At 47.4% G+C, this 24,434-nt stretch carries 29 protein-coding genes and 1 pseudogene; 3 read left to right on the top strand and 27 right to left on the bottom strand.

Translation table 11 applies throughout. The features are described from left to right. Positions 1–23: 23 nt before the first annotated feature. The 16 genes from atpG to spoIIR all read right to left on the bottom strand — a co-directional run bounded on the left by atpG (position 24) and on the right by spoIIR (position 12,330). Entirely contained in the window at positions 24–887 is an 864-nt protein-coding gene (gene atpG / locus AC1RRX_RS00570) for an ATP synthase F1 subunit gamma (protein ID WP_003151172.1), read from the bottom strand. Between the two features lie 75 nt (positions 888–962). Next, positions 963–2,471: a F0F1 ATP synthase subunit alpha gene (gene atpA, locus AC1RRX_RS00565; protein WP_003151170.1), complete on the bottom strand. Its 1,509-nt coding sequence runs from the start codon at positions 2,469–2,471 to the stop codon at positions 963–965. Between the two features lie 16 nt (positions 2,472–2,487). Beyond that, the gene (locus AC1RRX_RS00560) at positions 2,488–3,033 is read right to left on the bottom strand and encodes a F0F1 ATP synthase subunit delta (RefSeq protein ID WP_003151169.1); all 546 of its coding nucleotides are present in this window, start codon (positions 3,031–3,033) and stop codon (positions 2,488–2,490) included. Next, positions 3,030–3,542 (bottom strand): F0F1 ATP synthase subunit B, encoded by a 513-nt coding sequence (gene atpF / locus AC1RRX_RS00555; RefSeq protein ID WP_003151168.1) that lies wholly within the window; start codon positions 3,540–3,542, stop codon positions 3,030–3,032. The genes AC1RRX_RS00560 and atpF overlap by 4 nt, the downstream gene beginning before the upstream one ends. 142 nt (positions 3,543–3,684) lie before the next feature. Beyond that, entirely contained in the window at positions 3,685–3,897 is a 213-nt protein-coding gene (atpE, locus tag AC1RRX_RS00550; RefSeq protein ID WP_003151167.1) for a F0F1 ATP synthase subunit C, read from the bottom strand. A gap of 45 nt (positions 3,898–3,942) precedes the next feature. Beyond that, positions 3,943–4,677 (bottom strand): F0F1 ATP synthase subunit A, encoded by a 735-nt coding sequence (atpB, locus tag AC1RRX_RS00545; RefSeq protein WP_003151158.1) that lies wholly within the window; start codon positions 4,675–4,677, stop codon positions 3,943–3,945. 7 nt (positions 4,678–4,684) lie between these two features. Next, positions 4,685–5,068 carry an ATP synthase subunit I gene (atpI, locus tag AC1RRX_RS00540; protein ID WP_003151155.1) on the bottom strand — a complete coding sequence of 128 codons (384 nt, stop codon included), beginning with the start codon at positions 5,066–5,068 and terminating at the stop codon, positions 4,685–4,687. 417 nt (positions 5,069–5,485) lie between these two features. Next, positions 5,486–6,115, bottom strand: a complete 630-nt coding sequence (gene upp, locus AC1RRX_RS00535) for a uracil phosphoribosyltransferase (protein ID WP_003151154.1) — start codon at positions 6,113–6,115, stop codon at positions 5,486–5,488. Between the two features lie 134 nt (positions 6,116–6,249). Continuing rightward, positions 6,250–7,497: a serine hydroxymethyltransferase gene (glyA, locus tag AC1RRX_RS00530; protein ID WP_033574392.1), complete on the bottom strand. Its 1,248-nt coding sequence runs from the start codon at positions 7,495–7,497 to the stop codon at positions 6,250–6,252. 147 nt (positions 7,498–7,644) lie between these two features. Then, positions 7,645–8,187 (bottom strand): TIGR01440 family protein, encoded by a 543-nt coding sequence (locus AC1RRX_RS00525; RefSeq protein WP_144463849.1) that lies wholly within the window; start codon positions 8,185–8,187, stop codon positions 7,645–7,647. 13 nt (positions 8,188–8,200) lie between these two features. Beyond that, the gene (gene rpiB, locus AC1RRX_RS00520) at positions 8,201–8,650 is read right to left on the bottom strand and encodes a ribose 5-phosphate isomerase B (protein ID WP_003151149.1); all 450 of its coding nucleotides are present in this window, start codon (positions 8,648–8,650) and stop codon (positions 8,201–8,203) included. Between the two features lie 133 nt (positions 8,651–8,783). Further along, positions 8,784–9,239 (bottom strand): low molecular weight protein arginine phosphatase, encoded by a 456-nt coding sequence (locus tag AC1RRX_RS00515; RefSeq protein ID WP_007407600.1) that lies wholly within the window; start codon positions 9,237–9,239, stop codon positions 8,784–8,786. 73 nt (positions 9,240–9,312) lie between these two features. Continuing rightward, positions 9,313–9,870, bottom strand: coding sequence for a manganese efflux pump MntP (locus AC1RRX_RS00510; protein ID WP_007407601.1), 558 nt, complete (start codon positions 9,868–9,870; stop codon positions 9,313–9,315). A gap of 68 nt (positions 9,871–9,938) precedes the next feature. Beyond that, positions 9,939–10,979 carry an L-threonylcarbamoyladenylate synthase gene (locus AC1RRX_RS00505; protein ID WP_007407602.1) on the bottom strand — a complete coding sequence of 347 codons (1,041 nt, stop codon included), beginning with the start codon at positions 10,977–10,979 and terminating at the stop codon, positions 9,939–9,941. Between the two features lie 156 nt (positions 10,980–11,135). Continuing rightward, positions 11,136–11,579, bottom strand: coding sequence for a GNAT family N-acetyltransferase (locus tag AC1RRX_RS00500; RefSeq protein ID WP_032869470.1), 444 nt, complete (start codon positions 11,577–11,579; stop codon positions 11,136–11,138). Between the two features lie 70 nt (positions 11,580–11,649). Then, positions 11,650–12,330, bottom strand: coding sequence for a stage II sporulation protein R (gene spoIIR / locus AC1RRX_RS00495; protein WP_007407604.1), 681 nt, complete (start codon positions 12,328–12,330; stop codon positions 11,650–11,652). A 160-nt stretch (positions 12,331–12,490) separates the two neighbouring features. Here spoIIR and AC1RRX_RS00490 point away from each other — a divergent pair, with 160 nt between their 5' ends. After that, positions 12,491–12,865: a UPF0715 family protein gene (locus AC1RRX_RS00490; RefSeq protein ID WP_003151143.1), complete on the top strand. Its 375-nt coding sequence runs from the start codon at positions 12,491–12,493 to the stop codon at positions 12,863–12,865. Here the strand turns inward: AC1RRX_RS00490 and AC1RRX_RS00485 are convergent. The 3 genes from AC1RRX_RS00485 to prfA all read right to left on the bottom strand — a co-directional run bounded on the left by AC1RRX_RS00485 (position 12,852) and on the right by prfA (position 15,133). Further along, complete coding sequence (locus AC1RRX_RS00485; RefSeq protein WP_144463848.1) at positions 12,852–13,130, bottom strand: DUF5316 family protein; 279 nt, start codon at positions 13,128–13,130, stop codon at positions 12,852–12,854. The two genes, AC1RRX_RS00490 and AC1RRX_RS00485, sit on opposite strands and share 14 nt — an antisense overlap. A gap of 70 nt (positions 13,131–13,200) precedes the next feature. After that, positions 13,201–14,061, bottom strand: coding sequence for a peptide chain release factor N(5)-glutamine methyltransferase (gene prmC, locus AC1RRX_RS00480; RefSeq protein WP_020956471.1), 861 nt, complete (start codon positions 14,059–14,061; stop codon positions 13,201–13,203). Between the two features lies 1 nt (position 14,062). Further along, complete coding sequence (gene prfA, locus AC1RRX_RS00475) at positions 14,063–15,133, bottom strand: peptide chain release factor 1 (RefSeq protein WP_003151139.1); 1,071 nt, start codon at positions 15,131–15,133, stop codon at positions 14,063–14,065. A gap of 111 nt (positions 15,134–15,244) precedes the next feature. On the opposite strand from prfA, the gene gloA2 reads away from it, so the two are divergent. Continuing rightward, positions 15,245–15,628, top strand: a complete 384-nt coding sequence (gene gloA2, locus AC1RRX_RS00470) for an SMU1112c/YaeR family gloxylase I-like metalloprotein (RefSeq protein WP_003151138.1) — start codon at positions 15,245–15,247, stop codon at positions 15,626–15,628. A gap of 109 nt (positions 15,629–15,737) precedes the next feature. Beyond that, positions 15,738–16,301 (top strand): chromosome-anchoring protein RacA, encoded by a 564-nt coding sequence (gene racA, locus AC1RRX_RS00465; protein WP_015418422.1) that lies wholly within the window; start codon positions 15,738–15,740, stop codon positions 16,299–16,301. Between the two features lie 33 nt (positions 16,302–16,334). On the opposite strand, the gene AC1RRX_RS00460 is transcribed toward racA, so the two are convergent. From AC1RRX_RS00460 to murA, 8 genes and pseudogenes are all read right to left on the bottom strand, one after another. Continuing rightward, positions 16,335–17,291, bottom strand: coding sequence for an AEC family transporter (locus AC1RRX_RS00460; protein WP_007407608.1), 957 nt, complete (start codon positions 17,289–17,291; stop codon positions 16,335–16,337). Between the two features lie 86 nt (positions 17,292–17,377). Then, on the bottom strand, positions 17,378–19,075 hold the full coding sequence (gene malS, locus AC1RRX_RS00455) for an oxaloacetate-decarboxylating malate dehydrogenase (RefSeq protein ID WP_007407609.1): 1,698 nt from the start codon (positions 19,073–19,075) through the stop codon (positions 17,378–17,380). A gap of 283 nt (positions 19,076–19,358) precedes the next feature. Then, positions 19,359–19,943 carry a thymidine kinase gene (locus tag AC1RRX_RS00450; protein ID WP_007614390.1) on the bottom strand — a complete coding sequence of 195 codons (585 nt, stop codon included), beginning with the start codon at positions 19,941–19,943 and terminating at the stop codon, positions 19,359–19,361. Positions 19,944–20,027: 84 nt separating this feature from the next. Beyond that, positions 20,028–20,228 carry a 50S ribosomal protein L31 gene (rpmE, locus tag AC1RRX_RS00445; RefSeq protein WP_003151132.1) on the bottom strand — a complete coding sequence of 67 codons (201 nt, stop codon included), beginning with the start codon at positions 20,226–20,228 and terminating at the stop codon, positions 20,028–20,030. 121 nt (positions 20,229–20,349) lie between these two features. Beyond that, positions 20,350–21,636: a transcription termination factor Rho gene (gene rho / locus AC1RRX_RS00440; RefSeq protein WP_003151107.1), complete on the bottom strand. Its 1,287-nt coding sequence runs from the start codon at positions 21,634–21,636 to the stop codon at positions 20,350–20,352. Then, positions 21,633–21,841, bottom strand: a pseudogene (locus tag AC1RRX_RS00435) (hypothetical protein). The gene rho and the pseudogene AC1RRX_RS00435 overlap by 4 nt, the downstream one beginning before the upstream one ends. 201 nt (positions 21,842–22,042) lie before the next feature. Continuing rightward, positions 22,043–23,008: a class II fructose-bisphosphatase gene (glpX, locus tag AC1RRX_RS00430; RefSeq protein ID WP_003151105.1), complete on the bottom strand. Its 966-nt coding sequence runs from the start codon at positions 23,006–23,008 to the stop codon at positions 22,043–22,045. A 33-nt stretch (positions 23,009–23,041) separates the two neighbouring features. After that, the gene (gene murA / locus AC1RRX_RS00425) at positions 23,042–24,331 is read right to left on the bottom strand and encodes a UDP-N-acetylglucosamine 1-carboxyvinyltransferase (RefSeq protein ID WP_144463847.1); all 1,290 of its coding nucleotides are present in this window, start codon (positions 24,329–24,331) and stop codon (positions 23,042–23,044) included. Positions 24,332–24,434: the final 103 nt, after the last annotated feature.

Genomic DNA, 24,434 nt, shown 5'->3' with positions numbered 1-24,434 from the left:
CTATCCCTCCTGACAAAATCTTTCTATTCTAAAGCGGCTGCACCGCCGACAATTTCGGTAATTTCTTGTGTAATCGCCGCTTGACGCGCGCGGTTATATGAAAGCGAAAGTGAATCAATGAGTTCTTTCGCATTATCAGTCGCATTTTTCATTGCTGTCATTCTCGCAGCGTGTTCACTTGCTTTACTGTCAAGAAGCGCGCCGTAAATTAAGCTTTCCGCATATTGAGGAAGCAGCACTTCGAGCACCTCTTCTTCATCCGGTTCGAACTCGTAAGAAGCCGTGCGCTTCCCGCCGCTCGTTCCGAAATCCGTTAAAGGCAGCACTTTTTTCTCCGTCACTTCCTGTGAAATCGCACTGACGAAATGGTTATACACCAAATGCAGTTCATCAAAAGCGCCGTCGATAAACATTTGAACCGTCTGACGGGTCAAATCTTTAATCTGAGCAAAAGTGACCTCGTCGCCAAGCCCCACTAACTCAGACAAAATCGGCATTTCCCGTTTTTTGAAGAAATCGCGGCCGACTCTGCCGATTGCAATCACCGTGTATTCATCTTTAGACTGATGGCGTTCTTGAATGGTGCGGTAAGCGTTTCGCAAAACCGAACTGTTAAACGCACCCGCAAGCCCGCGGTCAGACGTAATGACGAGATACGCCGTCTTTTTCACTTCTCTTGAGACAAGCATCGGGTGTTTCGCGTTTTTCGCGCCTTTTCCGACGTTAAACACAACCTCCTGGATCTTATCCATATACGGAGCAAATGACTTCGCGTTGGTTTCCGCACGGTTCAGCTTCGCAGCGGATACCATCTGCATGGCTTTTGTAATCTGGCTTGTTTTTTTCGTTGACGTGATCCTTGACTTAATATCGCGTAATGAGGCCAAAGATTTCACCACCTTTATTCTTCATTTGCGTAAAAAGAGAGAAAAAGAGAACCTTTTTCTCTCATCTTCTAAGGGTTAGTTGCTTGGTGCAAATGTGCGTTTGAAGCCTTCGATTGCAGCTTTGAAGTCTTCATCAGCAGGAAGGTTTCCTGTTTTCGCAATGCCGTCAAGCAGATCTTTATGGTTTTGATCAAGGTACATGTAGTACTCTTCTTCAAAACGTCTGATATCCGCAACCGGAATATCATCAAGATATCCTTTTGTCAGCGCATAAAGAATGGCTACCTGTTTTTCAACCGGAAGCGGTTTATTCAAGTCTTGCTTCAGCACTTCAACTGTACGCGCACCGCGGTTCAGTTTTGCCTGAGTCGCCTGATCAAGATCAGATCCGAATTGGGCGAACGCTTCAAGTTCACGGTATGAAGCCAGGTCAAGACGCAATGTTCCCGCTACCTTTTTCATCGCTTTGATTTGGGCTGATCCGCCGACACGGGATACGGATAATCCGGCATTGATCGCAGGACGCACGCCTGAGAAGAATAGGTCGGATTGAAGGAAAATCTGTCCGTCAGTAATGGAAATGACGTTTGTCGGGATATAAGCGGAGATATCTCCTGCTTGTGTTTCGACGAACGGCAGCGCCGTAATTGATCCTGCACCTTTTGCGTCACTCAGCTTGGCTGCGCGCTCAAGCAGACGGGAGTGAAGATAGAATACATCCCCAGGGAATGCTTCACGGCCCGGCGGACGGCGAAGAAGCAATGACAGCTCACGGTAAGCGGCCGCTTGTTTGGATAAATCATCATATACGACGAGAACGTGCTTGCCGTTGTACATGAATTCTTCACCCATTGTCACCCCTGCATACGGTGCAAGGTACAGAAGCGGAGCCGGCTGTGAAGCGGACGCCGTCACGACAATCGTGTAATCAAGCGCGCCATGCTTACGAAGTGTTTCCACTACGCCGCGCACTGTAGATTCTTTCTGGCCGATCGCTACGTACACACAGATCATGTCTTGATCTTTTTGGTTTAAGATTGTATCAATCGCAACAGATGTTTTACCTGTCTGACGGTCACCGATAATCAGCTCACGCTGTCCGCGGCCGATCGGAATTAACGCGTCGATCGCTTTGATACCCGTTTGCAGCGGCTCATGTACCGATTTACGGTCCATTACGCCTGGAGCCTGGCTTTCGATCGGACGTGTTTTGCTTGTCAGAATCGGACCCAGTCCGTCTACCGGCTGTCCGAGCGGGTTGACGATACGTCCGATTAATTCTTCACCTACAGGAACTTCCATGATGCGGCCCGTTCTTTTGACCTCATCACCTTCACGGATATCTCTGTAAGGTCCTAAGATAACGATACCTACGTTGGATTCTTCAAGGTTTTGAGCCATACCCAAAACGCCGTTTGAAAACTCAACAAGTTCACCGGCCATACAATTGTCAAGGCCGTGCACACGCGCAATACCGTCTCCGACTTGGATGACTGTACCTACGTCATGAACTTCAATTTCAGATTGGTAATTTTGAATTTGCTGCTTTATCAGCGTGCTAATCTCTTCAGCTTTGATGCTCACTTAGGTTTCACCCCTTCTATCGATTTCCTCCGGCAAGTTGACGTTCCATGCGCTCAAGCTTTCCGCTTACGCTTCCGTCATAAATCCGGTTTCCAATGCGGACTTTAATGCCGCCTATTAAATCCGTCTGCACTTCATTTCTGATTCTGAGCGAAGCGATTCCGGCTTTTTTTGCAAACACTTGAGACAATGATAACATTTCCGCTTCTGACAGCGGTTTTACTGAATAAACAACCGCGTCCTCTGTCTGACGGGCCTGATTGGCAAGTTTGATAAACTCGTCTGTGAGATCAGGCACAATCGAAGACCGGCGGCGGTCAATCAGAAGAAAAATCGTATGCAGCACAGACTCAGACAGTGCGCCGAACGATTGCTGAATCAGCTCTTTTTTCTTAGCGGCCGATACCTTCGGATGGCTTAACACTTCCTGTAATCCGGCTTCGTTCCGAAACACTTCTTTTAGCACGGTAAGCTCTTCTTCGATTTCATTGATTTGAGAAGTCTCAACGGCAATGTCGAAAAGCGCTGACGCGTATCGTTTAGAGACAGCAGATCCACTCATCGGCTTTCTCCTACCTCTTTAAGATAGTCCTGAATCAGTTGTTCCTGGGCTTGTTCATCAAGCTCTTTTTCAATCACTTTCGATGCGATTAAGACAGAAAGTGATGCGACTTGCTCGCGAAGTGCGGAAACCGCTTGTTCTTTTTCTTTGACAATTTCGGTTCTCGCCGCTTCTTTCAATCTTTCAGACTCGGCGCGTGCAGCCTGGATAATGTCTTCCTTCTGCTTTTCACCCAGTTTTTTCGCATTTTCAATGAGTGATTGTGATTCCTGTTTCGCTTCTTTTAAAAGAACGCGCTGCTCTTCAATCAGCTTCTGCGCTTCTTTATTTCTTTCTTCAGCGGACGTAATTTCGCCGGCGATATGATCTTCACGCTGTTTCATTATATTTAATAGCGGTCCAAGAGCGAATTTCTTGAGAAGCGCTAATAAAACTAGCATAGCTAACAATTGGAATAGGATATCTCCGCCGTTAAACGACAGTCCTAATTCAAGAGGTAATTGAGACATCTACTACGGCAACTCCCTTCTGCAGGTTTTCTCTGCTGATAAAAAGCCGTTTCGGGACGGCCTGCTTATCAGACATAAAGCAATGGCGAAGGTTCTCTTAGAGTGATCTTCGCCATTTTTAGTTCATATAAGGCTTTTTTGCTTAGCCAAAGAACGCTAAGAACGCGATAACGACAGCGATAATCGGAAGGGCCTCAACCAATGCGATACCCATGAACATAAGAGTTCTAAGTTCTTTTCCTGCTTCCGGCTGACGGGCAATTCCCTCTACCGTACGTGAAACGATCAGACCGTTACCAATACCTGCACCAAGTGCACCTAAACCGATTGCAATTGCAGCTGCTATTAAATTCATGAAAAAGTTCCTCCTTTAAAATGTTATCCGAATGGATATATGATTTTAATGATCATGACTGATTTTGTGTGACATGTACACCATCGTCAGCATCGTAAAGATAAATGCCTGGATGGTACCGATGAACAAGCTGAACGCCTGCCATGCAAGCATCGGAATAATGGCTCCGACTGTGCCGACCAAACCGAGAAAGAAACTGTTTGAGTAGAAATTCGTCGCCAGATTCGCAAGCAGGCCAAGAAGAATTTCCCCGGCGAAAATGTTACCGTAAAGACGAAGTCCGAGTGTCAGCGTATTCGCAAACTCCTCAATGATCTTCATCGGGAACATAAGCGGAACCGGTCTGAGGTAATCCTTAGAGTATTCCTTCAAACCTTTCATCTTCACGCCGTAATAGTGCGTTAACGACACAACCATAACGGCTAGAGTCAGAGTAATAGCCGGATCGGCCGTCGGTGATTTCCACCAAAGCTCGTGTCCGACCGTTACAGAAAACGGCAGCCCCAGCATATTTGATACAAATATGTACATCAGCAAGGTTACACCAAGCGCCAAGAAGTTAGCCCCTGTTTTTAAATCCATTGTACTGCCTATAATATTGCGGACAAAATCAACAATCCATTCCATGAAGTTCTGGGCTTTTCCCGGACGGATGGACAGCGTTCTCGTAGTGAGAATCGCAATCAGCAGCACAATCACACTTGCCACAGTAATCATCAGAATGTTTGTCAGATTAAAAGTAAGACCAAACAAATCAATAGTTCTGTAATCGTGATTCAATGGGTTTTCACCTCTCTTCCATTGATGAACGTTTGAGCTGAATAATGGAATCTATCATAATGACGGGATAAATTGTCATTAATCCAATAATCACACTTGCCACACTGACTTTATCGGGATATTTAAAGGCGACAGCCATCGCAAGTATCGCATTGCACCAACGCGCTGCGCTCCCGAGTGATCGTATGGACTTTCCTTTCGCCACGGCCTTGTCAAAAGCATTCATTCTTCTGGTCAAGAGCCACAAATTAAACAAACTGAAAACAGTTCCCAAAAAGAGGCCTAAAAAAACAGTTTTATACGCCGTAAGACCATATCCCAGCAAATAGATTGCTAAGATTACAAATACATATCTCCGTTGTCTGCTGAATGTAAGATTGGGATCGTCCATCAACTATCTGTCTCCTGATGAAAATGTAATATAATTCCTGGATACGGCAAAACATGCGGTTAACCCTTGCAGAAGGCCTTTTTTGTCCGCAAAACGGCCTGTTCGAAAAAACCACTCATCCTCCTGATGCCACGGGATGCTGTTTCATTCGCTTAGATAAATCCTCATATAACGGGTTTTTTGGAGGATTTAAAATGAGGATGGATACTAGAAATGAAAGGAATGAAAACCTTCTCATAATACCCTCGTTTAGCATACAATAGCCCCTAACATGTGTCAATCTGTTTAAAGTTAAAAAACTTTTTATACCGGAAGCATACACAGAATGTTCACAATTTCACCTATAAATGTATGAACTCTGCCCATTCAGCAAATATCTGGATAAAAAAAGAAAACCCCTGAATGAGGTTTTCCGATTTATTTGGTTCCGTACAGTCTGTCACCCGCGTCACCGAGGCCCGGAACGATATAGCCTTTTTCATTCAGTTTTTCATCAAGGGCGGCGATGTAAATATCAACGTCAGAATGATGTTTCTGCAGTTCTTCCACGCCTTCCGGAGCCGCTACAAGACACATAAAACGAATGTTTCTCGCGCCGCGCTTTTTCAGGCTGTTTATCGCTTCCACCGCAGAACCTCCCGTAGCAAGCATCGGATCCACGACAATAAATTCGCGTTCTTCTACATCAGAAGGAAGCTTGACATAGTATTCCACCGGTTTTAAGGTTTCCGGATCACGGTATAATCCGACATGTCCCACTTTAGCGGCCGGGATTAATTTCAGCATGCCGTCAACCATTCCGAGACCCGCTCTCAGGATCGGCACGATACCGAGTTTCTTCCCTGAAATCACTTTGGATGTCGCTGTTTGAACAGGTGTTTTCACTTCCACTTCTTTAAGAGGAAGATCACGTGTAATTTCAAACGCCATCAGAGACGCGACTTCGTCCACAAGGTCTCTGAAATCCTTTGTGCCTGTATTTTCATTCCGAATATATGTCAGCTTATGCTGGATTAAAGGATGATCAAATACGTAAACCTTTCCCATACTGTGTTCAGCTCCTTTTTTGTTGTCCGAGTGACTTTTTCACACTTCTATTGATTCTACAGAAAAAGACAAACAGTTTCAAGAAAATCATAAAAAAACCCGCCGGATTAAGGTTCCGGCGGGTTTCTTCCTTATTAATAGTCCAGTTCTTTATATAAAGGAAACTTTTCAGTCAAGACAGATACGCGCTGTCTCGCTTCTTCAAGTTTTGCTTCGTCTTCATGATGTTTCAGCGCGAGGCCGATGATGGCGCCGACTTCTTCAAGCGCGTCACCGTCAAAGCCGCGGCTTGTCACAGCTGCCGTACCGAGGCGGATTCCGCTTGTGACGAACGGTTTTTCCGGATCGTAAGGGATCGCGTTTTTATTAGATGTAATGCCGATTTCATCAAGAACGTGTTCAGCGACTTTTCCGGTCAGTCCGAGAGAACGGAGGTCGACAAGCACAAGGTGGTTATCCGTTCCGCCTGATACGAGCTGAATGCCCTCTTTGTTCAGAGACTCAGCCAGGCGCTTCGCGTTCGAGATGACGTTTTGCGCATATGTTTTGAAATCATCTTCAAGCACTTCTCCGAAAGAAACGGCTTTGGCCGCGATGACATGCATAAGCGGTCCGCCTTGGATTCCCGGGAAAATGGATTTATCAATCTTTTTGCCGAACTCTTCACGGCAAAGGATCATTCCTCCGCGGGGTCCGCGAAGTGTTTTGTGAGTCGTTGTCGTTACAAAGTCAGCGTAAGGAACCGGATTCGGATGAAGACCGGCTGCGACAAGACCCGCGATATGCGCCATGTCTACCATGAAGTAAGCGCCGACTTCATCAGCGATTTCGCGGAATTTTTTAAAGTCGATCGTGCGGGGGTACGCGCTCGCTCCGGCAACGATGAGTTTCGGCTTATGCGCCAGCGCTTTTTCACGCACATCTTCATAATCTATATATTGCGTGTCTTTATCGACACCGTATTCTACAAAGTTGTATTGAACGCCGCTGAAATTAACCGGGCTTCCGTGTGTTAAGTGGCCGCCGTGGGAGAGGTTCATCCCGAGCACCGTGTCGCCGTGCTCTAAAATCGTGAAGTAAACAGCCATGTTCGCTTGAGCGCCTGAGTGCGGCTGAACGTTTACATGCTCAGCTCCGAAAATCTCTTTCGCGCGGTCGCGGGCGATGTCCTCGACGACATCAACATGCTCACAGCCGCCGTAGTAGCGTTTGCCGGGGTAGCCTTCAGCATATTTGTTTGTTAAAACAGAGCCTTGCGCTTCCATTACCGCTTCCGTCACGAAGTTTTCAGAAGCAATTAATTCGATCTTAGTCTGTTGACGCTTACGCTCATCTTTGATGGCGTTAAACACTTGTTTGTCTTGTACAGGTAAATGTTTCATCAGCGAGATCCTCTCCTATCCGTTTCCTGTTCTTTATTTTTACCACCCTTATTGTACATGGTTTTTCAGGTGAATGTAACAGCTTATTTAAAAAAATCACAAAATTTAATTAGAAAACACGAACATTATACAGTAAAAGTATTTTCATCATTCGCATTCATAAACGGCGCGAATTCCGCCTATCAGCTTCAGCCTTGTCCGGGCCATCGTCACATGTGCTTCTCCAAGCTCACGGCTTGATATCCGGACAGGGACGGCAACGGGTTTCAGATGCATGCCGATGAACGTATCGCCGATGTCGATCCCGGCGTCAGCCTGAATCGATTCGGCGAGCACGGGAGAACGCATCTGCCGGTATGCATAAGAGGCCATCGCTCCGCCCGCTTTCGGGACGGGGACGGCTGAAACAATGGGGAGCCTGAACCGCTCGGCCGTTTCCGCTTCAATGACAAGCGCCCTGTTTAAATGCTCGCAGCATTGAAAAGCAAGATGCACACCCGTTTTTTCCTTAAACCGGTTAAGTCCGCCGTATATCAATTCAGCCCAATCCCCGCTTCCGGCGGTGCCGATCCGGCTTCCGGCGGCTTCACTTGTACTGCACCCGATCACCAGCAGACTGCCGTCCGTCAGTCCTGCCTGCTCTTGAAACTCAGTCAGCATGTCCGTCCATTTTTGCTTCATCTCTTCCATTGTCCAGCACCTCTTACAGATTTTTTTCTTCGTAATCTGCGATTTTGCCGATCCGCCGTTCGTGGCGGCCGCCCGTAAATTCAGTCGTCAGCCAGACTTTTGCGATTTCGCGCGCCAGCCCCGGGCCGATGACGCGTTCGCCCATTGCAAGAACATTCGTGTCATTGTGTTCACGCGTCGCTTTTGCGCTGAAGGTGTCATGGGCAAGCGCACAGCGTATGCCCTTTACCTTATTTGCGGAGATGCTCATGCCGATGCCTGTGCCGCAAATTAAAATTCCCCTGTCAGCTTCGCCGTTCACCACTTTTTCCGCTACCGGAAAAGCGTAGTCTGAATAATCGACAGAGCCGGCGCCGCATTCACAGCCCATATCAATGTATTCAATCTGCAGTTCATCCAAAAGACTTTTTATTTCTTCGCGGATATGGACGCCGCCGTGATCTGACGCAATAGCTACTTTCATTCATTTACCTCCTAGGTGTGGCTGGGCGAAGACAGCCCAGTGTGCTTGTCCTTTTTATTACGAAATCCGTTGATTTCATTCTACTCTTTCACATTCGTTTTGCAAATGACCTGTTTGCAGATTTTCTGACAGATTACTTGCTTTTTCCGTCAAGCAATTGATCAGCCAAAAGGGTCAGCAGCTCCTCCAGTTCGTCCCGCGTCTGTTTATAAACATCAAGCGGACCGCCGAACGGGTCAGAGATATCGCCGTTTTCCCCCGTTACGTATTCTTTAATGGTAAAGACTTTGCCCTGACTGTTTTGATATCGGCCTTCAATCAGCTGTTTGTGCTGTTCCGTCATCGCCAGCACCAGATCAGCCGTCTCGATATGTTCTTCCGATAAGGGAGATGAACTGTGATTGAGAGCGATCCGTTTTTCAAACAGCGCTTCCACGGCATGGGCTGACGCTTTTCCGTTCGGAGACGCGAATACGCCGGCCGAGCTTACGCTGACGTCCAGCCCTTTCGTTTCTGCAATGGATTTAAAAAGAGCCTCAGCCATAGGACTGCGGCACGTATTGCCTGTACATACAAAGATTATTTTCATGTCCGTCACCTCTTACTGCCTATTATAAATGAAGAAAAAAGAAACGGCATCTTCGTTTCTTTTTTTACGTATCTTATACCGGTAAAAGCAGTTTCAGCCCGAATCCGATCAAAATGGCTCCGCCGAGCGCTTCGCTGTACGAGCCGAGCCACGACTGCACCTTTCTTCCCGCCAAAAGGCCCGCCCATGTTAAAACGGTGCTGAAAACCCCGAACAGCGTAACGGCCAGAAACGGATTGGAACCGTTCATCCCGAGACTGAGCCCGACAGAAAAGCTGTCCAGACTGACACCGACCGCAAACAGCAACAGTCCCGAGCCTGCCGGAGATATGAGCGGCCCGTCTGATTGTTTAAACGCGGCGATGATCATCTGCACCCCTAAAATGAAAAGAAGAGATCCGCCGATGTAAACGGCGAGCATCCCCAGAAAACCGGACAGCAGATGCCCGGCCGCCATTCCCGCAAGCGGCATCATGACATGAAACAGCCCGATGACAACCCCTATATGAAAAATTTGTTTTTTCTTCAGCTGAATCATTCCCATTCCGAGCCCGACGGAAAAGGCATCCGTCCCTAAAGCAAATGCCATGATGCTTAAGGAGACAAGTTCCCCGATGAATAGATTCGACATGAAATAAAAACCCCCTTGGACGTGCCCGCTTGTTTAGCTTATGCATGTCCGATAGGGGGTAGAACAAGTTAATGGATAACGGTGCCGCCTGCGGCTTTCATCAGCCTGTTCATAATGGCAAGCCCCACTCCGGTATCCGGAAAGGACTCAGAAATAATCATGTCCACTTCCGCTTCATCAAAACTGCGGAGCGCATCGTATAAGGCGGACGCCACTGTTTCAAGGTCGGCGCGTCTGCCGCAGACCTTGATATAATCAGCCTGGTAACTATCGGCGTTCTCTTCTGTTGTCAGAATGCCGATTCGTTTCCCCCGGCTTTTATATGCGTCTGCCAGTTCTTGAATTCTCCGGGCGCCGCCGTCGGCAATAGCCATCGGCGCAGAAGGCGCGTAATGTGTATATTTCATACCGGGAGAAATAGGAACCTCATCTTCTTCGGTCAGCCCTTTATCCACAAGAACCGGACCGGCGGCGGATTCAATCTGCTCTTTTGTCACGCCGCCCGGACGAAGCAGCACGGGCTGTTTCCCCGTACAGGACAGAACGGTTGATTCCACTCCGATTCCCGTCGCGCCGCCGTCCACAATACCGGCAATGCGGCCGTTTAAATCATGGGCTACATGCTCGGCCTTCGTCGGGCTCGGTTTTCCTGATAAATTGGCGCTCGGCGCGGCGATCGGCAGTCCGGCCGAGCTGATGAGGGCTAATGCTACCGGATGATCAGGCATTCTGACCGCTACCGTCTCAAGTCCCGCGGTGACACGGGGTGACAGCACACCGGGCTTACACGGCAGAACAAGGGTCAGCGCCCCCGGCCAGAATAGCTTCATAAGCTTTTTCGCCGTCTCAGGAATATGGCTGATAAAACGATCAAGCTGGCTGATATGGGATATATGCACAATCAGCGGGTTATCGCTCGGCCTTCCTTTCGCCTCATATATTTTCGTTACGGCTTCCGTATTTTCAGCGTTAGCGCCCAGTCCGTAAACGGTTTCTGTCGGAAAAGCCACAACCTCATTCTGCCGCAGCAATTCCGCGGCTTGTGTAATCTGGGGATCGGTTGTGGATAATTCTGCGGAACAATCCACAAACCATCTTCTTGTTTTCATGTAGAACCAAACTCCTTATTTTAAAGCGGTAAAACTTTATTTTCTCTCGTGTATTCCTTTTGAAAGTATAAAAGATGTCCTTTAATAAAACAAGTGTTATCCACAAACTGTGGACAACACTTTTTAATAAGTGGATAACCTTGTGTATAAGTTAGATCAGGCAGAGGTTTTCACCATTAAAAACGAACCTTCTGTGCATAACGAGTTGCGGAAATGTTCGGACGTATACAGTTCATCAGGCGCATCGGCGCACGCTTCAAATCCCATCACATTCAGAAACTCAGCAGATGAGGGCTGATTGGCGACTAAGTAGACATCTTGAATCTCATGTTTTTTGCACAGCACATCCATACTTTGAAACAGTGTAACGATATGGCTTTGATTCAGCCTGTCCGACATGACGAGTGAACGGAGAAGCCCTTTTCCGCCGCTGAATTTTTCGATCCCGAGACAGGCGGCAATCATTTTTTCGCTGTCTTCCAGTACGATAAACCGGCTGATCTGCTGATCGATTTCCGCATGTGCCGTATCAGCCTTTTTCAAAAAGGCCTCCAGCGCCTCCGCATCTTGATCTCTTGCCACTCTCAGCTGATAAAACATATATTTCCCTCCGTTTCGATCAACTCTTTCTTCCAATCTATGAATCGAATCCGGATTTATGCCTTTTACTTCAGGAAAATAGATCTGAAATCCAATCGACGAGGAAAAACTTCACTTCGGTATCATCGTCATCTTTATTTTCTTTCTTCGCTTTATCAGCCTTTGCTTTTACGTCATCCAGCACTTTTTTAGTCTGTTTCTGCGTTTCTTCCTGCTTCTGTCCGCCGTCTTCCTGATCTTTCACCGCTTCGCCGTTTGAGAAATCAAGGAAGCACAGCGGCGGAAACAAGACGCACCACCAGTTGGCGCCCTCGCCATTGCCGAGTGTAATTAAAATCGCTTCATATTTTCCGGCCGGATAGACCATATTGCCGTAGAGCTTTGTCGGAAACGAGATTTTATTGAATTGAACTGAAACGGATTGATGCGCACCCTTTTCTTTCATCGTCTGTTTGGCGATTTCTTTAATTTCAGGAAGCTTCGAACGAATGAGCCGCCGCGCTTCTTCAATGGAAGTGATATCTTTCACCCAGTCCGTAATTTGCTTGTTTACAGCATCTCTGATCTGGCGCTTGAGCTTTTGATCCTCATCGTTATCACTGTTGGCCAAAATTCTGAGCCGGATCGCTTCATCCGGTATGACGACGGGCTCATCGGCTGATGCCCGCGCCGTTTCTTCTTTTGTCAAACCCGCAAGCGCTCCTGATAATAAAAGAAAAATATATATGCAGATCATCATTGTCTGTTTCATCGGTCCCCACCGTTCCTCTCCGTGCTTTTTTTATCTAGTCCCATTATGGACATGACGGAAAAGGTTTAAACCAGCGGGAAGAAAAAAATCTAGCAAGCTGATAATCTGCATTGACAGATTCAAAATATGGTACGATATTATTTTGATAGGAGGTTTTCAGATGAAATATAATTACACCGTGCTGCTGTCGGCGGCATGTATGTCTGTCATTTATTCTATTTTGTATGTTCATCAATTCATTATCGCGGCTTTCATTTCGATGGCGTTTTATTTTTTGTTTCCTTATTTGATTTTTGCGCTGCCGCTTCAATACTTTCTGAATAAAAAGCCGAAGAGATTTCATCCGCTGTATTTTCTTTATTATTTAGGGGTGTCATTCATTGCAAACGGGATCATCTTCGGTCTTTTGCAGCCGTCAGGCCAATCTCTGTTTTCTAATTCAGCCTTTTATATCTTTGCGGTTTTAACAGCCGTCGTCTATTGGGTATGGGATTCCGTATTGCTGCAAAGACAAAATCCGGCTACAGAAGCGTAATCAGCAGACAGCCGGCTGAAGGGAGAGCGGAGCAAAAGAAAACGGCGGCCATCTTTAAACGGGCGTGCCGTCCTTCTTCTGTTTCAGAATGATAATTGGCCCGCTGCTCCGCTCCGCTTACGGCCAACCCGGAAACGATGATCGCTGTGACGATAAGAACAGCCGTAACGGCGCCGAAAATGATATCAACGCCAAACGGCAGAACAACCCCCGCCGCATAAGCTGCGGCGGCGAGTATACATCCGAAGGCGAACGCTTTTTTCAAGGCGGATGCCCCTTTCATTTTCTTTCCATTGTAACAAAAGCCCGCCGTGTGCGTCACCGGCGGGCTTTTTTCATGATGTGATGACCGCGGATACGGTTCTGTCTTTTCCGTTGATGTCCTGTACGACTTCCACTTCCGCATTCGGAAAGGAATGACGGAACAGGTCTTTCACGGCTTTCCCCTGATTATATCCGATTTCAAAGACGACAAGCGCTTTATCTTTCATGACAAGAGGCAGCTCCTCCATAAACCGCTTGTAGAATTTCAAACCGTCACCGCCGTCCGTAAGAGCATGAAGCGGCTCATGGAAACGGACGATATCCGACAAATCCGCCATTTCTTCTTCAGAAATATACGGCGGATTGGAAACAATAATATCCGCTTTTTTCCCTGATGAAATAAAAGGAGTTAACAGATCTCCCTGCAAAAAACAGACGTCCGCTCCGAGGTTTTGCGCATTTCTTTCCGCCACCTGCAGCGCTTCTTTTGAAATATCCGAAGCCGATACTGAAAAATGTCCGCATTCAAGGGCGAGCGTCACCGCAATGGCACCGCTCCCCGTACCGATATCAATGACGTTCAGTCGTTCTGCCTCGGAAAATACCCGCTTTTGTCTGTCCAGCAGATGAAAGACGACTTCTTCCGTTTCCGGACGCGGAATGAGAACATCGTCATTCACAAAAAATTCCCTGCCGTAAAACTGTTCTTTCCCGATAATATATTGAATCGGAATACCTTCTTTATGCATCTCCACGTGCCGCCTGAATCGATAAAGCTCGTCCTCGCCGACGGCCTCCTGCAGACTTGCGAGAAGCTTGCTCCGGTCCATTCCGGTATCATTTAACAACAGCAGCTCGGCCGCGTTTTTTTCTCTTCCCGCTTCGGTTAAATAAGAAGAAGCCCAGCTTAGGGCTTCAAAAACGGTCTTCATCTTAATTTTCCGCCTGCTGGAGCTTGCTTGACTGGTCTTCTACGATTAACGCTTCAACCACTTCGTCAAGCTTGCCTTCCAGGATTTGATCCAGCTTTTGAATCGTCAGGCCGATGCGGTGATCCGTCACACGGTTTTGCGGGAAATTGTATGTGCGGATACGCTCGGAACGGTCGCCTGAACCGACGGCTGATTTACGGGTCTGATCATATTCAGCCTGAGCTTCCTGCTGGAATTTGTCATAGATTCTGGCGCGGAGCACCTTCATCGCTTTTTCTTTGTTTTTAATCTGAGATTTTTCATCCTGACAGGAAACGACAACACCAGTCGGTAAATGCGTCAGGCGTACGGCCGACATCGTCGTGTTTACGCTTTGTCCGCCCGGTCCGCTTGATGCGAATGTATCGACGCGGATGTCTTTTTCGTGAATGTCCACTTCTACTTCTTCCGCTTCAGGAAGACACGCCACCGTCGCCGTGGATGTATGAATACGGCCGCCTGATTCCGTTTCCGGAACACGCTGTACGCGGTGCGCGCCATTTTCATACTTCAGCTTAGAGTATGCGCCTTTTCCCGTAATCATAAAGATGATTTCTTTGTAACCGCCCGTTCCGGTAACGTTTGCTTCCATGACTTCAGTCTTCCAGCCTTGGATTTCGGCATAACGGGAGTACATTCTGTAGAGATTTCCCGCAAACAGCGCGGCTTCTTCTCCTCCCGCTGCTCCGCGGATCTCCATGATTACGTTTTTGTCATCGTTCGGGTCTTTCGGGATGAGGAGCACTTTCAAACGCTCTGATAAGGTTTCCGTCTCTCCCTGCAGTTCGGAGATTTCTTCCTTCACCATTTCTCTCATATCGGCATCAAGCTTTTCCTCAAGCATCGCTTTCGCATCGGCAAGCTGTTCTGATGCGTCTCTGTATTGTCTATAGACTTCAACGGTTTCTTGTATATCAGATTGCTCTTTCGAATATTCTCTAAGCTTTTTCGGATCGTTGACCACTTCCGGATCACTTAAAAGCTCATTTAATTTTTCGTATCGTTGTTCAATTGACTGTAAACGGTCTAACACGGTCTTCACCTCTGTTTTCCTGTGCGTAACATTCTCATTATAGTATAGGGCTTATCGCCAGTCAAAAGCAATTCGCCTCTGTTATACTGAAGCAAAAAAGGAGGGGCGGATATGCTGAAATCCATCCACCATATAGCAATCATATGCTCTGATTATGAAAAGTCGAAAGCTTTTTACACCGAGATTCTCGGCTTCGGCATTATAAAAGAAACATACCGAAAGGAACGGGAATCTTATAAACTTGATCTTGCGCTGGACGGCGCGTACGCGATTGAATTGTTTTCCTTTCCCGATCCGCCCGAACGGCCGACCAGACCGGAAGCCGCGGGTCTCCGGCATCTCGCTTTCACCGTAAACGATCTTGAAGCAGCCGTCAGAGAGTTAAAGGAAAAGGGCGTCGGCACAGAACCAATCAGAACCGATCCGCTGACGGGGAAACGGTTTACCTTTTTCTTTGATCCCGACAAGCTTCCGCTTGAATTGTATGAAGCGTAAGTTTTTTGAAGAAATGCCGCTTTCTTTGGCGAATTCCTTCTTGTTTTGTCTAACATGAAGGGAACGCCGCCTCATGGTCGAATACCTAGCAAAAAGGAGGTATGTGATCATGAATACAAACATGGCCGCGAAAGAGCTCGGCGTCTCCGCAAAAACGGTGCAAAGGTGGGTCAAGCAGCTGAATCTTCCGGCTGAACGGAATGAGCTCGGACATTATTCCTTTACACCTGAGGATCTTGATGTGCTGAAATCGGTCAAACGGCAAATTTCTGAAGGCACTGCCCTTCTGGACGTTCAAGTGCCCCGGCAGCCGAAAAAACGGACGGGCTTCATTTTGCAGCGTCCGAAAATCAATGGCGGCGCTGAACAAAGATTGGCAGAGCTGGAGCGCAAACTGGACATTCTCACGAAAGAGAAACAAGGTGAGAACCATCTGCTTTCAAGGATAGAGGAGCTTGAACGCCAGCTGAAACAAAAGGCGGATGAAGGGGTGTCTTATCAGCTTCTTCAGCACAGGCGGGAAATTGACGACCTCAATACCGAATTGCAGACATTGGCCTCCCGCATCCAGGAACTTGCCCAGACAGCTCCCCTCTCAGAAACAGCCGCTTCTTCAGAACATAAGAAACCCAGAAAAAAAACGAGATTTTCGCCTTTTAAATTTCAATTCTAACTAAAAAAGCTCCCTGAAACAGGGAGCTTTTGATTATGCAGTCAGCGCAATGATGATCGGCAGTGAGATGAGAGATAAAATCGCACTGATCACGAACGCGGACGCAGTTTCTTCCTCTTGTTTTTCGAAACGTGTGGCAATCATCGCCGCTACCGCAGATCCAGGGAATGCAACGAGCAATACCGCTTTAGTGATCTGGTCAGCCGGAAGTCCGACTGCAAGAGCGATCAAGTACATCAGCGCAGGCTGAACGGCAACTTTTAACAAAGCGATACCGAAAGCCGGCAGACTGAGCTTAATGTTGCGGATACCGACAGTTACACCGACGGCGAAGAGCGCAACACCTGATGTTGTGCTTCCGAGCTGATCAAGCATTTTTTCTCCCAAGCCAGGGAGTGTTACACCGCAGAGTACCAGAATGATACTGATAAGCGGTGCAGCCGCAAGCGGTTCGGAAAGACCGTGAAGAATAGACTTACCAGTCATTTTCCAGAAGTTCTCGTTTTCAGTGTCTTTTTTCTTAGATGACTCACCGACAGTAGCGATAATGATCGCAAGCGGGTCAAGGATGGCGTTAACCACGATACCCGTAACGGCGATAGGAATCGCTACTTCGCTTGCTCCGAATAAGCTTCCTAGTACGGGAATACCCATAAAAGCAAATGTCGGTTGTGCAGAGTTTAAAGAAAATACAGATGAATTCGTTAAATCATACTTGAAGATAAATTTGCAAACCAACAGAATGACGATAAAGAATCCGACAATCCCAATGATCAAAGCGACCATCAAAGGAACCTGTGATAAAAACGCACTTCTTGAAGTGGTTAAAATACTTGCGATAAAATGCGCCGGAAGCGCGTACTTCGTAACTAAGGTGCTTACCCCTTTTGCTGACTTCGCGTCATAACTTCCGAAGCGACCTGCGAACCATCCCAGCACGATCACGAAAAAGATCGGCGCCAGGAGGATTAAAATATCTAAGAAGCTCAAAATGTTCTCCTCCAAATCCTTAATGTCCGTATACTTTAGCCTTTACATAAAAGCTTTCCCTCGGACTGTAAAATTAATCGTAAAAATTATTTAGCGACAACTTGTTTATATTGCGGTTTCCACATTGCATCAAGAACGGCTTGTTCTACATTTTCAGGAATGCGGTTTGCCACGCCTTCTTTAATGGCAGTTTCCGCTACGGCGATCGCAACTTTAATTGAAACTTCTTGTAAGTCGCTCATGCTCGGCAGAAGGCCTGCACCCGGTGTTTCAAAATCAACGCTTTCTGCGATTGCGTCAGCAGTTGCCGCAAACATTGCAGGAGTAATCACTTTCGCTTCTACAACGATTGAACCGAGACCAAGTCCAGGGAACGCGAATGCGTTGTTAGATTGTCCGATTTCATGAGAAACGCCATTGTACTCTACATTGTCAAACGGGCTTCCTGTCGCCACAAGCACTTTGCCGTCAGTCCATTTGAAAAGATCGCTAGGAACGGCTTCAGCAAGCGGTGTCGGGTTAGACATCGGCATGATGACCGGACGCTCAACGTGTTTTGCCATTTCTTTGACGATTTCTTCACTGAACGCGCCGCTTTGGCCTGATGTACCGATTAAGATTGTCGGTTTCGCTTGACGGATCACTTCAATGAAAGGAATTTGTCCATTTTCATCGCGTTTCCAATCTTTAATTTCTTCAGCTGTGCGCAGGTACGGCTCTTGGAAATCAAGAATGTTTTCCATACCTTCAATTAACAAGCCTCTGTAATCCATTGTGTAGAACGCTTTGTTGGCTTCTTCTTCAGAAAGACCGGCAAGCACCATAGTGTCGCGGATTTGGTCAGCGATTCCGATTCCGGCAGATCCCGCACCGAAGACAACCACACGCTGGTCTTTAATAGACGCGCCTGTTTTCTTCATAGCCGCAAGCACACCTGCAAGCGTAATCGCGCCTGTTCCTTGAATGTCATCGTTGAATGTAAGAATTTCATGGTTGTATTTCTTCATGATATTGCGCGCGTTTTTGTTTCCAAGGTCTTCCCAGTGAAGAAGAGCTTTAGGGAAATATTTAAGCGCAGCTTTTACATAAGCGTCAACGAAAGCTTCGTAACGTTCGCCTTGGATACGTTCATGGCGGTTACCGATGTATAAAGGATCGTTCAGAAGTTTTTCATTGTTCGTACCGACGTCAAGAACGACAGGAATAACGCGGCTTGGGTCAATACCGGCAGCAGCTGTGTATACCGCTAATTTACCGATGGCGATGTTGATACCGCCTACACCCCAGTCACCGATTCCGAGGATGCTTTCTGAGTCTGTCGCAACGATCAGATCAATATCTCCGGCAGTGGCATGAAGGTTTTCAAATGCCTCTTCGATTCCTTCCACGTTATCGATAGAAAGGTAAATCCCTTGAGGTCTTCTGTACTCATGGCTGTATTCTTGAATCGCTTCACCGACAGTCGGTGTGTAAACAACCGGCAGCATTTCACGAAGATGGTTTTGAAGCAATTTAAAGAAAAGAACTTCGTTACGGTTTTGCAAATCATTCAAATACACGTTTTGGCGAAGGCGGTCCGGCTGAGCTTGAAACTGCTCGTATGCGCGTTTTGCCTGCTCATCAAGAGACAGAATTGTCGGAGGAAGCAGCCCGTCTAATCCAAGGCTTTTTCTTTCTTCTGCTGAAAACGCAACACCTTTATTTAAAGTAGGGATAGATAGAACTTCTTTTCCTCTTAAAGTAGTTTCTAAGTTGCCTTCCTTCGTTACTTTAATATTATTCAAGAAAATCTCCTTCTTTCTTCAAATAGTTAACAAAGTTAAGTAATTACCCATTTTGGCTAGTGTGATCGCGATCTGCTATATCTTTTTTTGACAATTATTCGAACAATGTCTCATAACTATTTACATTACTTAGTCATTTTATGCCTGTAAAAATGAAAATTCAAGAGATGAAAATTACTTAATTTTTTCATACTCTTTTTTAAGTTATTTAACTACAATTTTTGAAAAAACGTCAAAAAAACACCGGATTTTTTACCGATGTTTTCATGAAAAGGGTTATTTATCAGTCTGTTTTTTTCGGCACTTCGTGATGATGTCTGCATCTCGCTTCGTATGACTCCGATGCGCCGACTAAAATGACCGGATCATCATAGGAAGCGGGCTTCCCGTCAATCAAACGCTGCGTACGGCTTGCCGGCGACCCGCAAACGGAGCAGACCGCCTGCAGCTTCGTCACAGATTCGGCAACCGCCATCAGATTCGGCACCACGCCGAAAGGCTCTCCCCGGAAATCCATATCAAGTCCGGCCGCGATGACACGATAGCCTTTATCCGCAAGCGAGGATAAGTCGCCGATGATCGATTCGCCGAAAAACTGCACCTCATCTACCGCGATGACGTCCGTGCTTTCACTGATATGATCCCATATTTCAGCCGAAGACGAGATGACGTGGCTTGTCATGGATGTGCCGTTGTGAGAAACGACGGCCTCCTCACTGTAGCGATTATCAATGGCAGGTTTGAATACCTTGACCTCCTGCTTCGCATATGTCGCTCTTTTCACTCTGCGGATCAGCTCTTCTGATTTCCCAGAGAACATGCTGCCGCATATCAGCTCAAGCCATCCGCTTTGCTTCATTATGTACATAGGCTATCCGCTCCCCTTTTTTTCCTGTTTATGGACATAAAAAACAGGCAAGAAGCAATTCTTGCCTGCCTGTAAAATCTATTATTACTTAAGACCGTATTTTTTGTTAAAGCGATCAACACGACCATCAGCAGAAGCGAATTTTTGACGTCCAGTGTAGAATGGGTGGCATTCAGAGCAAATCTCAACGCGTACCTCTTCTTTTACTGAGCCTGTTTCAAATTCATTTCCGCAAGCGCATTTAACTGTTGCTTTTTTGAAATTAGGATGAATTCCTGCTTTCATTGTATCCATCTCCTTCCGCCCTGAATCCCGTGTGGAAACAGAGTTATTATTCCGGAGTAATCCGGAACGCATATGAGAGAATTATATCAGTCATTTACTGCATTTGCAAATACATTTTTTATCAGCGGCGGGCTGATGATGAAAGGTTTGCCTGCTTCCATTCTTGGTTGATCAGATCGAAGAATTCCTGATTCGTTTTTGTTTTTTTCATTTTTCTCATAAACTTCTCTGCGAAGTCCGGAGAATCAGACATCGATTTGCGGATCGCCCATAAACGGTCAAGATGCTCTTTCGGCACGAGCAGCTCTTCCTTCCGTGTGCCGGAGCGGCGGATATCGATCGCCGGGAAAATCCGTCTTTCCGCAAGAGAACGGTCAAGGTGAAGCTCCATGTTGCCCGTTCCTTTAAACTCTTCATAGATGACGTCATCCATCCGGGAGCCCGTGTCTACGAGCGCCGTCGCCAAAATGGTCAGACTGCCGCCCTCTTCAATGTTTCTCGCGGCACCGAAAAAGCGCTTGGGACGATGGAACGCAGCCGGGTCAATCCCGCCGGAAAGCGTACGTCCGCTTGGCGGGATAACGAGGTTGTAGGCCCGTGCCAGGCGGGTAATGCTGTCCATCAGAATGATAACGTCTTTTTTGTGTTCAACGAGACGCATCGCCCGTTCAAGCACAAGCTCCGCTACCTTAATGTGATTTTCCGGCACTTCATCGAACGTCGAGCTGACGACATCGCCCGCTACGGAACGTTCAATATCCGTTACTTCTTCCGGTCTTTCATCAATTAAGAGAACGATCAATTCAGCGTCAGGCTGATTTGTCGTAATGCTGTTAGCGATTTCTTTTAACAGCATGGTTTTACCGGCTTTCGGCGGCGCCACGATCAGACCGCGCTGGCCGAAACCGACGGGAGCCATCATATCGAGAATTCTTGTTGAGAGATAATTCGGTTTCGTCTCAAGCACCATTTGGCGGTCCGGATAAAGCGGAGTCAGCGCAGGAAAATGGACGCGCTCCTTCGCAGATTCCGGATCATCTCCATTTACCGCTTCAACGTGCAAAAGTCCGTAATAGCGTTCGTTTTCTTTCGGCGGACGCACCTTGCCGGATACTTTGTCACCGTTTCTTAAATCAAAGCGGCGGATCTGAGAAGCAGAAATGTAGATGTCTTCTGAGCTTGGCGAGTAATTAATCGGTCTGAGGAAGCCGAATCCTTCCGATTGGATGATTTCGAGCACGCCTTCCATAAACAGAAGATCCTCCTGCTCGGCGTTGGCTTTCAGAATGGCAAAGATTAATTCTTTTTTAGTCAGTTTGCTGTAGTAGGAGATTTTATAATGTCTGGCCAGTTCATATAGTTCTTTTAATTTCATATTTTCCAAAGAGGAAATAGATACGTCTTTCATAAAAACACCACGCTTTTCATAGTCAATGTATTGCTGTTTTCATTCAAATCGGCTGCTTCGCATGATTCCGCCAAAGCACATTCTTTTATAAAACGTTCAGGAACTTCTATCGGTAACACTTCCACCCATGATCGGCGCTTTTTTAAAAAAGGAATGTCTTAATGAGTTTTGAAGGAAGCGAGGACAAAAACTTGAGAAGATCAATATTTATATCGTCTGTATGCGGTAGAATTTGAAAATTTCCCAGTACTCAAAAGAAGGAATGATACAGAAAAATCGCAGCACTCTTTATTTTTACCTCATTTCAAAAAATTATTCAACTTAAATAATGCTTTGACATATAAATGATAGGGTTGACTCTTTATTGCAAAAGAAAAGCGGGACTTTCCGTCCCGCTTTTCTCTATTTATGGCCGGATCACAAGATTTGGTTTTTTCTTCAGGCTGTGTCTTCCGTCAACGAATCGGACCGTTCCTGATTTCGCCCGGATGACCAGACTTTCAGTCGTGCCGACGGAGCCTTTGAACTGAACGCCTTTCAGCAGCTCTCCGTCCGTGACGCCCGTTGCGGCAAAAATGGCGTCATCCCCTCTCACAAGGTCCTCCATCCGGAGCACTTTGGATACATCAAGGCCCATTCGCTCACAGCGGGCCTGCTCTTCCGCACTTTGCGGCAGAAGCCTGCCGATGATTTCGCCGCCGAGCGCTTTTAACGCAACGGCAGACAGCACGCCTTCAGGAGCCCCGCCTGAACCGAAGAGAATGTCTACTCCCGTATGGTCAAAGGCCGTATTGATGGCGCCCGCGACATCACCGTCGTTGATCAGTTTGATTCTGGCGCCCGCCTCACGCAATTCAGAGATGATTTTTTCGTGTCTGTCACGATTTAAAATGGTTGCCACGACATCTTCAATGTCTTTGTTTTTCGCTTTCGCAACGGCTTTTAAGTTATCAATGACAGGCGCTTCAATATCGATGCAGCCTACCGCTTCAGGACCGACCGCGATTTTTTCCATATACATATCCGGGGCGTTCAGCAGTGTTCCATGGTCGGCGACCGCGATCACCGTCAGCGCATTCCAGCCGCCGCTCGCTACGATGTTTGTGCCTTCAAGAGGATCGACGGCGACATCGACGCGAGGGCCGTATCCGTTTCCGAGCTTTTCGCCGATGTAAAGCATCGGCGCTTCATCCATCTCGCCTTCCCCGATCACGACCGTGCCTTTCATCGGCACCGTGTCAAACACGTCACGCATTGCGCTTGTCGCCGCATCATCAGCTTCATCTTTTTTCCCGCGGCCCATCCATCTGGCAGATGCTAAAGCCGCCGCTTCAGTGACTCGAACCAATTCCATCGATAAGCTTCTTTCCATTTCAACACGATCTCCTCTCAAAAGTCCGCATTTCTATGAATTTTGGAGCTGTTCTATCTCTTCGTCCGTCAGCCTTTGCCGCCAGATTGTGGCGCCCAGACCTTCGAGTTTTTTCTCAAGATTGCTGTAGCCGCGGTCTAAATGCTCGAGACCGGTAATTTCGGTTACGCCGTCAGCCATGAGTCCGGCGACGACCAGACAAGCGCCTGCACGCAGATCGCTCGCCTTTACTTTTGCGCCCTGAAGCTCGGCCGGACCGGTGATAATGGCCGACCTGCCTTCCACTTTCATGTTGGCCCCCATCCGTCTCAGCTCATCTATATGTTTAAATCGGGCCGAGTAGATGGTGTCGGTTACGACGCTCGTGCCGCTGGCTCTCGTTAACAGAGATGTCATCGGCTGCTGAAGATCAGTCGGGAATCCCGGGTAAACAAGCGTTTTTACGTCGACCGGTTTTATCTTCTTCTGCCCGCCGAGCATAAGAAGCTGATCGTCACTCGTCTCAATGTGAAAACCCATTTCCCTGAGCTTCGCCGTTAAAGACTCCAGGTGAGTCGGTATGACATTATCAATAATGACTTCTTTCCCCATCGCGGCGCCGGCGATCATAAAGGTGCCCGCCTCAATTCTGTCCGGAATGATCGTATGCCTGCATCCGTGCAGCTCTTTTACGCCGTCGATTCTGATTACATTGGTTCCCGCGCCTTTGATCTTTGCGCCCATGCTGGTGAGCAATGTGGCAACATCAATAATCTCAGGTTCCTTGGCGGCGTTTTCTATCACGGTTTTACCTTCAGCCAGTACAGCGGCAAGCATGATATTGATCGTCGCTCCGACGCTGACGACATCTAAATAAATCCGTGCGCCTCTCAGCCTTTCGGCGCGCAGATAAATCGCGCCTTGTTCATTGGTGACTTCCGCCCCAAGCGCTTCAAACCCTTTGATGTGCTGGTCAATCGGCCGCGGCCCGAGATGGCATCCGCCCGGCAGTCCGATGACAGCCTGTTTGAAGCGGCCCAGCATCGCGCCCATTAAGTAATAGGAAGCGCGGAGTTTTTTCACTTTGCCGTTGGGAAGCGGCATGCTGATCATCGGGGAAGGGTCGACGACCATTTCTCCTTTTTCAAAATGGACGTTTCCGCCGATTTCTTTCAGCAGGTCACGCAGCGTTTCAATATCTGAGATCTCCGGAAGCCCTTCGATCGTTACTTCGGAATTTGCCAGAATGGTTGCGGGTATCAATGCGACGGCGCTGTTTTTCGCGCCGCTGATATGTACGGTTCCGTTTAACGGATCGCCGCCGGCAATATTCAACTTTTCCATGATAGTCTCCTTCCATAAGAAGATAGCTGCGGAGCGTAAATAAAATGGCATTTTATTCTGTCTCTGCAAATAAAGCTCTTGTCCAAAATGTAGCCAATTCGAA

It is taken from the genome of Bacillus sp. GW821-FHT11D08, assembly GCF_058808515.1.
This window is presented reverse-complemented; position numbering and strand designations above follow the sequence as displayed.

Coding starts and splice junctions, on each gene's coding strand:
- upp (WP_003151154.1), bottom strand. CDS start 6,115: ATGGGAAAGGTTTACGTATTTGATCATCCTTTAATCCAGCATAAGCTG.
- glpX (WP_003151105.1), bottom strand. CDS start 23,008: ATGGAAAGAAGCTTATCGATGGAATTGGTTCGAGTCACTGAAGCGGCG.
- prmC (WP_020956471.1), bottom strand. CDS start 14,061: ATGAAGACCGTTTTTGAAGCCCTAAGCTGGGCTTCTTCTTATTTAACC.
- atpI (WP_003151155.1), bottom strand. CDS start 5,068: ATGGACGATCCCAATCTTACATTCAGCAGACAACGGAGATATGTATTT.
- AC1RRX_RS00450 (WP_007614390.1), bottom strand. CDS start 19,943: ATGTACATAATGAAGCAAAGCGGATGGCTTGAGCTGATATGCGGCAGC.
- atpF (WP_003151168.1), bottom strand. CDS start 3,542: ATGTCTCAATTACCTCTTGAATTAGGACTGTCGTTTAACGGCGGAGAT.
- glyA (WP_033574392.1), bottom strand. CDS start 7,497: ATGAAACATTTACCTGTACAAGACAAACAAGTGTTTAACGCCATCAAA.
- AC1RRX_RS00510 (WP_007407601.1), bottom strand. CDS start 9,870: ATGTCGAATCTATTCATCGGGGAACTTGTCTCCTTAAGCATCATGGCA.
- rpmE (WP_003151132.1), bottom strand. CDS start 20,228: ATGAAAGCAGGAATTCATCCTAATTTCAAAAAAGCAACAGTTAAATGC.
- rho (WP_003151107.1), bottom strand. CDS start 21,636: ATGAAAGACGTATCTATTTCCTCTTTGGAAAATATGAAATTAAAAGAA.
- AC1RRX_RS00515 (WP_007407600.1), bottom strand. CDS start 9,239: ATGAAAATAATCTTTGTATGTACAGGCAATACGTGCCGCAGTCCTATG.
- AC1RRX_RS00490 (WP_003151143.1), top strand. CDS start 12,491: ATGAAATATAATTACACCGTGCTGCTGTCGGCGGCATGTATGTCTGTC.
- gloA2 (WP_003151138.1), top strand. CDS start 15,245: ATGCTGAAATCCATCCACCATATAGCAATCATATGCTCTGATTATGAA.
- AC1RRX_RS00500 (WP_032869470.1), bottom strand. CDS start 11,579: ATGTTTTATCAGCTGAGAGTGGCAAGAGATCAAGATGCGGAGGCGCTG.
- AC1RRX_RS00525 (WP_144463849.1), bottom strand. CDS start 8,187: ATGGAAGAGATGAAGCAAAAATGGACGGACATGCTGACTGAGTTTCAA.
- racA (WP_015418422.1), top strand. CDS start 15,738: ATGAATACAAACATGGCCGCGAAAGAGCTCGGCGTCTCCGCAAAAACG.
- rpiB (WP_003151149.1), bottom strand. CDS start 8,650: ATGAAAGTAGCTATTGCGTCAGATCACGGCGGCGTCCATATCCGCGAA.
- AC1RRX_RS00505 (WP_007407602.1), bottom strand. CDS start 10,979: ATGAAAACAAGAAGATGGTTTGTGGATTGTTCCGCAGAATTATCCACA.
- spoIIR (WP_007407604.1), bottom strand. CDS start 12,330: ATGAAACAGACAATGATGATCTGCATATATATTTTTCTTTTATTATCA.
- AC1RRX_RS00560 (WP_003151169.1), bottom strand. CDS start 3,033: ATGAGTGGATCTGCTGTCTCTAAACGATACGCGTCAGCGCTTTTCGAC.
- murA (WP_144463847.1), bottom strand. CDS start 24,331: ATGGAAAAGTTGAATATTGCCGGCGGCGATCCGTTAAACGGAACCGTA.
- atpE (WP_003151167.1), bottom strand. CDS start 3,897: ATGAATTTAATAGCAGCTGCAATTGCAATCGGTTTAGGTGCACTTGGT.